The 7,572-nt window shown below is 53.1% G+C and carries 4 protein-coding genes; all 4 read left to right on the top strand.

Translation table 11 applies throughout. The features are described from left to right. On the top strand, nt 1-2,020 hold a 2,020-nt coding region (gene tssI, locus GXB78_RS15290), incomplete at its 5' end, for a type VI secretion system Vgr family protein (protein ID WP_329515970.1). Next, the gene (locus GXB78_RS15285) at nt 2,005-2,838 is read left to right on the top strand and encodes a DUF4123 domain-containing protein (protein WP_329515969.1); all 834 of its coding nucleotides are present in this window, start codon (nt 2,005-2,007) and stop codon (nt 2,836-2,838) included. The genes tssI and GXB78_RS15285, both read left to right, overlap by 16 nt. Before the next feature lies 1 nt (nt 2,839). Further along, nucleotides 2,840-5,848 carry a hypothetical protein gene (locus GXB78_RS15280; RefSeq protein ID WP_329515968.1) on the top strand — a complete coding sequence of 1,003 codons (3,009 nt, stop codon included), beginning with the start codon at nt 2,840-2,842 and terminating at the stop codon, nt 5,846-5,848. Next, the gene (locus GXB78_RS15275; RefSeq protein ID WP_329515967.1) at nt 5,841-6,809 is read left to right on the top strand and encodes a tetratricopeptide repeat protein; all 969 of its coding nucleotides are present in this window, start codon (nt 5,841-5,843) and stop codon (nt 6,807-6,809) included. The genes GXB78_RS15280 and GXB78_RS15275 overlap by 8 nt, the downstream gene beginning before the upstream one ends. The last annotated feature ends 763 nt before the right edge of the window (nt 6,810-7,572 follow it).

Genomic DNA, 7,572 nt, shown 5'->3' with positions numbered 1-7,572 from the left:
CTTTCAGGTGTTTACCCTGCAAGGCCGGGAAGCCATCAGCCAGCCTTTTGTCTTCGAGGTGGAGCTGGTCAGTGAGCAGCCGTCGTTGGACCTCGAAACCCTGCTGCACAAACCGGCCTTTCTGCAGCTGTCGCCTGACGGCAGCGGCATCCATGGCCAGATCTACCGCGCCGCGCAAGGCGATTCCGGCAAGCGCCTGACTCGTTATTCGGTGACCCTGCGCCCGCAACTGGCGTACCTCGCGCACCGCATCAACCAGCGCATCTTCCAGAACCTCAGCGTGCCGAAAATCATCGGCCTGGTGCTGGAAGAGCACGGCATCCAGAGCAACGCCTACGAATTCAAGACCGGTTCGATTTATCCCGAGCGCATCTACTGCGTGCAATACGACGAGTCGGATCTGCACTTCATTCAGCGCCTGTGCGAAGAGGAAGGCATTCACTTCCACTTCCAGCACAGCGCCAACGCGCACAAGCTGGTGTTCGGCGATGACCAAACGGTGTTCCCGAAGCTCAAGCCGGTGCCCTATCAGCAAGACTCCGGCATGGTCGCCAGCAACCCGGTGATCAAGCGTTTCGACCTGCGCCTGGAAACCCGCACCAGCCGCACCACCCGCCGCGATTACGATTTCGAAAAACCGCGCCTGACCCTGGAAAGCGAAAACCGTGGCGACGCCCTCCCCGACCTCGAAGACTACGATTACTCGGGCCGTTTCATCGACCGCGAGCGCGGCAAACATTTGGCCAAACGTGCCCTCGAACGCCACCGCAGCGACTTCCAATTGGCCGAAGGCAAGAGTGATCAGCCACTGCTGGTCAGCGGTCATTTCCTCGCCCTGACCGAACACCCGAAAGCCAAATGGAACGACCTCTGGCTGCTCACCGAAGTCCTGCACGAAGGCAAGCAGCCGCAAGTGCTCGAAGAGTCGGTGACCAGCGACACCACGGCGCTGAAAGACGATTTCCATCAGGGCTACCGCAACCGCTTCCAGGCCACGCCATGGGACGTGCCCAACCGCCCGCCGCTGCGCCACCCGAAACCGCGCATTCTCGGCAGCCAGAGCGCGGTGGTCACCGGCCCGAAAGGTGAAGAAATCCACTGCGACGAGTACGGCCGGGTCAAAGTCCAGTTTCACTGGGACCGCGAAGGCCAGGCCGACGACAAGACCAGCTGCTGGCTGCGCGTCTCCAGCGCCTGGGCCGGCGCCCAGTACGGCGGCATCGCCATCCCGCGCATCGGCATGGAAGTGCTGGTCACGTTCCTTGAAGGCGACCCCGATCAACCGCTGATCAGCGGCTGCCTGTACCACAAGGAAAACACCGTCCCCTACCCACTGCCGGCAAACAAGACCCGCAGCACCTTCAAAACCCTGAGTTCGATGGGCGGTGGCGGCTACAACGAACTGCGCATCGAAGACAAAAAAGGCCAGGAACAAATCTACCTGCACGCCCAGCGCGACTGGGACGAAAACATCGAGCACGACCAGAAGATCCGCGTCGGCAACGAACGCCACGACACCGTCGAACAGAACAGCTACAGCGAATTCAAGGCCGAAGAACACCACACCGTCTACGCCGACCGCAAAGTAGAAACCCGCGCCAACGACCACCTCACCGTCGGTGTGAATCAGCACATCAAGATCGGCACCGGCCAGTTCATCGACGCCGGCCAGGAAATCCACCTGAGCAGCGGCATGAAAGTGGTGATGGAAGCTGGTGCCGAACTCACGCTGGTGGGTGGCGGCAGCTTCATCAAGATCGACGCCGGCGGCGTGACCCTGAGCGGGCCGGTGATCAACATGAACTCCGGAGGCAGCCCGGGAAGCGGGACTGGTGCGGCGCCGTTGATGCCGGGGCCTTTAAAACAGGCTGATGCTGATAAGGCGGGGCAGGTAACAGTGCCACCTATGGCGAACCCGTTTGTACGAAAAAGCATTCAAGGCCTGCCCCTTGTTCCGATTTGTGGAAAGCAAGCCAATGGCGCTTGCTCGCGTGAGGTTTGTCCATGTCTGAATGGCTAAGTCACTTCCTGGAAAAATCCGTGGCCGCGACGCCATTGGGCACCACCGGAAACCGCACCCTGTATGCCATCATCGACAGCGTTCGCCAGCCTCGGGCTCTGGAAAAGCTTTACCAACAGTCCGGGTTGAATGGTGTTGAGAAGTTGTTTCAGGACACGCCGTTTGCCGAAATGAATGATGTCAGTCCGATCTGGCTACAACTGATAGCGGGAAGTCCTGCCGCCGCCCAAGCCCTTGAGCTATGCCGCGACAACCGAGCCGGTATTCTGCTCACTTCGTGTGAAAAACCGGAGACCGTGCTCTTGCATGCTCGTCGCCTCCTGCGCATGAACGACCCGGCTCATGGTGACTCACTGGCTCGCTACTACGACCCGGCGTTCTGGAGCGCGCTGGCGCTGACGGTACCCGCCCGACCTCTGTTCGGCCCTTGGGACAGCGTTTACACCCCGCCCGCCCACAGCGACGATCAACACTGGCGTGTTTGGGAACAAATAGAAAAAGTTGATGCCTCCAATGGCGAACAAAAATATCCGCTGCATCTAACGAGCGACACACTGATAGCGTTCGATGAGATCCGCTGGTGGTACTGGATTCGGCTGCGGAACGCCGAGTCCGCTGCTGGCTTAACGGATTCGCAGCTGTCTGGCGTGGCCGATAATTTGCAACTGCTGGTGGATCACGGCATTGAAGAAGGACGTCATCTTGAGCGCCTGCTGCCGAATCTAAACCAAGGCCCGTTGCAGGCGCGCACTGACGTCATGAACTTGCTGAGCAGCGACATGCCAGCATTCGAGAAAGTACAACGACTGGAAGTCTGAGATGACAGGTACGTCCGAAGAAACATCCCTATCCGAACAGCCCCCTGTTGTCATTCCGGCCGATCCGCCAAAAAAGACTGCCGACGCGGAAACGTTCTGCAAAGACAAGAAGCCGGGCTGCAGCAGCAGCTATGACGACATCATCTACGTCACCGGTCAGCGCCGTTTCTGGCTGTTGCCCAAGCGCACGTCCGAGAAACTCAAGGAAAGCGTCAGCCTACTCAAGCAGAAAACCGTAGACACGGATAAAGCAGCCCGCATGAGCAACATCGCCGATGCAGGGTTGATGGACTACTTCCTCACTCCGGGTCCGGAAGCTTTCCTAGAAGGTGAGCAACACTCCAGTTATGTGGAGTCGAAAGCGGCAATCCCCGAGGACACTGCAAAAAAAGCACAGTGCCGCAAGGATTGGGAAGCGGCAAAGGCTAAAGGTGATAGCGACGCGGTAATGCATGCCGAACGTGAGATGTTCCATGCCGGAAAACGCATCGAGAAAAATCAGCAAAACATGCAGACGCTGGAAAAAGTCTCCGATGCGAAAGCAAAGACACTGGGGTACAAACGGGAAAACGGCGTTCTTTATACCCCGCGTGCCTTGAAGGCGCGTGACGCAATTGACAAATACATTGAAGAACGCGACAAGGCGAAAGCCCACGGCTACAAAATGTTTGACCCTGGCACCGGCAAGGTCGCTTCGGCCTGGGAGCACCTGAAAGAGTACAAGGCGCTTCACAAAAAGCTGATCGAAACCGGCGAGATCGACAAAAAAAAGCTAAGGGGTGTTCAGCTCAACATCCTGGCGTTGAAAGATCTGATGTCAACGTACATAAATGCTATCGTAGAGGTTGCCGAATGCGGGATCGCAGTTCCCGAGTTTGCGCTCAGCCCTGACGACCAATACACCGGCAGCGAGGATTTTCAGGCGTTTATCGAGCTGACCAACAAACGCGATGAACTCGAGAAAAAAATCGAGGAGCGTTACTCTCAATGGGTGTCGGCCACTGGCGGCAAGTCCGCACCGCCCGGCGTTCTGTTCGTCAGTTTGCAAAAGCAGTGGTACGACCTGAATACCGAGGCAGAGCGAATCCAGATCACTGCAGAGGCGCGTGTACGTGGGCTCAAGCCACCCCGCCTGTTCCTGTGGGAAGCGGAAAGCTATAAACCAAAGCCGATCGAACGTCTGGCCAAAACCAACATACCTCTGCGTGAACTTAGCAGCGCCTCATCAACGACGATCCTTAACCACATCAGCCTGAAACATCTGGCACAAATCAGTGGTAACGCATTCCAAGGCCAACTCAAGGAGCTTGCGACCAGCCTGCCAAAATCGATTGCCAAAGAGGCCGATGACGATCGGGTATTCAGCGATTGGCTGGAACAGGAAGGCGCGCTCCAATTCGATGAAAAGGGACCATGGTTCGATGAAAATGGACTGTTTGTGCCTGATAAGTTCTTCGCGGCGCTGGAAGCCAAAGGCTACAAGGTCGAAAGCCTAAAAGCCGAAGCCAAACGCCAAGCCTGGGGCGAAAATCTGAAAGCCATGGTTTTCGAAGATAAACAGCTGCGCAATCTCATGCTGTTCGACAACAGCCCCCAAGCCCAACTCGTTCGATGCTTACTTCCGGAAAGCGCCAACTTGCTGTCCGAAGTCAAAATGGAAGGCCCCACTCTTAAAAGTGGATCCCCTCAGATTGCCAACGTAGAAGTTGCACTGGATGTAACAGCGTGGCGCGGGGAAGTTAGCTTACTCAAAGTCGAATTCCCGAAACGGGCAAAAGCTGATCCTTGGATCGCAAAATACAAGGCTCATGACGGCAGCGTGCGCAGCGTCAACTTCGGCAAACTGTCTCTGGATCTGGAAGCCAAGGCTTGGGGATTCGCTGGCGCAAGCCTCATGCTTTCGCGCGATTTGACCCTGGATCAAAAAACCGGCTACACCAGCCTAGTCGGCGTCGACATGGCCGAAAAATCCGGGGAGCTGGCCAAGTTTGAAGTATTTGCCGGTGCCCAGGCCGGGTGCAAAGTCACCGGCAAACTGTTCTGGAGCCCTCCCCCAAGCGTCCTCCCTCCTGCTCCCGTGCCCAATCGCATTTCAGCCAACCAGTGGCGCCCTTTGGCCAAACTGGAAGTTGAAGTGGCCGTAGCCATCGGCGCCGGCTACACCGGCGACATGCACCTGCGGATGCAAAACGGCCTACTGCTGTTATCGATCAAGGGCGCGCTGGTCTGGGGCGCAGGCGTCAAAGGGTATTTGACCTTTGAAGTCGGCTACGACAGCATCGTGGCCTTGACGGAACTGGTGCGACAGGAAATGGCCGCGAACCAATACAAGGATCTTGAGTGGGTCGATGGGGAAGCCATGGACTATCTGCAAAAGCTAAGCTTCCTCGGCGCCACTGGTATCGATGTGGCGTTTGCCTATGTGCGTGGATATGCCATTGTTAAAGGGATATTTGATGCGCTGACTGAGGGTGGGCGTGGGGGATCGATTGCTTACTCAATCGTCACCGACAAAAAGCAGAAAGAGATGCAGGAATGGGTATGTAACTTGCAGCCACAGGCACTTGGACCGTTGCTATTGACCCTTAGCTCATCTCCTGAACCTTTTTCAATAGAAGAAGACCAAGACAATAAAAGCGTAAAGGAAGACGAGGCATATCAACTACAGCAGAGAGCGATCGAACGGTGTTTAGGGTGGATATCATCCAACCCCAACGCTACTTTGCAGTTCGAAGAGGCAATTATACGTATGAATCGGGATGGATTGCGATCACCGCAAGCCGGGCTTACATATTGTAAAAACAAATTCAAGCTCGATTCATTTATGGCTGAACGAGTTAAGGCTCTGGATAAGGTCAGTAACGACTCAAGAAGGATTTATCGCGAGCATGTAGCGAGATTAGGCGCCCGACTAAATGGACACTGTGAGTACAACGCCATCTATAAGGGCCCGGCTTTCGCTCCAATCCAAGATACAAAAGCAAGCTATAAAGGACCTAACATTGATTAAAATCATATTATGCTTATTTCTATCCGTCCTTTTTCCCTACTCAGCTTCTGCGCAACTAACACAAGAACAGCAGTCGAAAAAAGAGAGAGGACTAATTTTGTATCAGCAAAGCGACTGGTACGACTCTCAACCTTTACTAGAAAGTGCTGCTATTGCTGGTGACGAGACAGCCCAATATTACTTGGCAGAGGCGATTCGGCTGAGCAACCGATACACGACTGATGAAGCAAGAAAATGGTATGAAGCAGCTGCGCAACAGGGCAACCTTTACGCAATGCTAAGACTAAGCAGCAAGAGTGATATCTGTAATGAAATGAAAAGCTGCGGTGGTAAGAGTGCAGACGAATGGCGAGAACAAGCAATACAAATAGCTCAGGAACGAGCTAAGAACAACGATACTGAAGCAATGACCGTTTTATTCATAACCAAACAAGGATTCAGTTGGTTAGAAATGGCAGCGGAGGCAGGTGATCCTCTAGCACAGAATACACTCGCAGGAATCTACGAAGATGGGGAAGGATGGTTCATCGTTCCAGGTAGCCGCGAAAAAACCATTCAAAAATGGTACAAAGCGTCAGCTGAAGGTGGATATCCCAAAGCAATGTATTTTTATGCCAACTATTTATTTGAACATGGAGGTAACAAAGAAGAAGTTGCTTATTGGTTAAAAAAATCGGCCGAAGGCGGGTACGTCAGCGCGGTTGGTAATTACGCCCTCAGCGTAGCCCATATACCAAACGATCTAGACTACCCAAAAAACTTGATTGAGGCTTATGGACTAGCCTATCTGTTGTCTAAATTCGAGGGTGGCGGGACAGCAGCTGAAGACGGCGAAAGAATGCTCCCAAAAATCACTGAAAAAATGACCAAGGAAGCCATCAAGCAAGGTCTTCTATTTGCGGAAGAATGGAAAAAAACACGCCCACCACTTTCTTATTTTGTTCCCGCTTATGGTTACTGAGCTCTCGCATGGCATTGGTCTCAACTATCGCTCAACGTATTCAAAACATGTTTAAAAGCTATAAGAACTGAAGATCGCCAAACTTAAAACTCGCAGAAAGTCGAGTTCCCTAAACGAGCAAAGGCCGATCCCTGGGTTGCGATATACATGGCCCAACACGGTAGCGTACGTAGCGTCAACTTCGGCAAACTGTCATTGGAACTTGAAGCCAAGGCTTGAGGCCATACTGGGTTAAAAAATCAGCGAAATACAGCCACATAGGTGCAGTTGGCACCTACGCATATAAAATCTCAGATCCATCCAATGAAATTGGTTATCCAGAAAATCTGATTGAAGCATAGGCTTGACGCTTTTACTTTCAAAACTAGATGCAGGAACAGCACCAGAAGACGCAAAGCGACTGCTCCCGGAGCCGGCTAAAAAAATGAATTCTACAGAAAATCAAAAAAGGGGATGAGTTCTCGGAAGACTGGAAAAAAAATCACCCTCCTTATCTTATTTTGACCCAATATACGGATATTAGACGATCCAATACTCTTAACAAACCAAATTCGCTCAATTACATTCAGGACAGAACACGGTTTATCATGCCTTACACGAGCAAAAGGGACCGAGCAAAAGAGGACAGATTTATTCTCTACAAACCGAATACAAATCCGCCCCCCTTTTTCTTACTCTCGCAATTAAACGCAAAAAACCATGAAATTTAAAACAATAATAAATCTCGGCGGAAAAGTAATTTACGACGAACTATCCAACCTAA

Origin of the sequence: Pseudomonas moraviensis subsp. stanleyae (genome assembly GCF_036283065.1) — a bacterium.
Lineage (GTDB): Bacteria > Pseudomonadota > Gammaproteobacteria > Pseudomonadales > Pseudomonadaceae > Aquipseudomonas > Aquipseudomonas stanleyae.
This window is presented reverse-complemented; position numbering and strand designations above follow the sequence as displayed.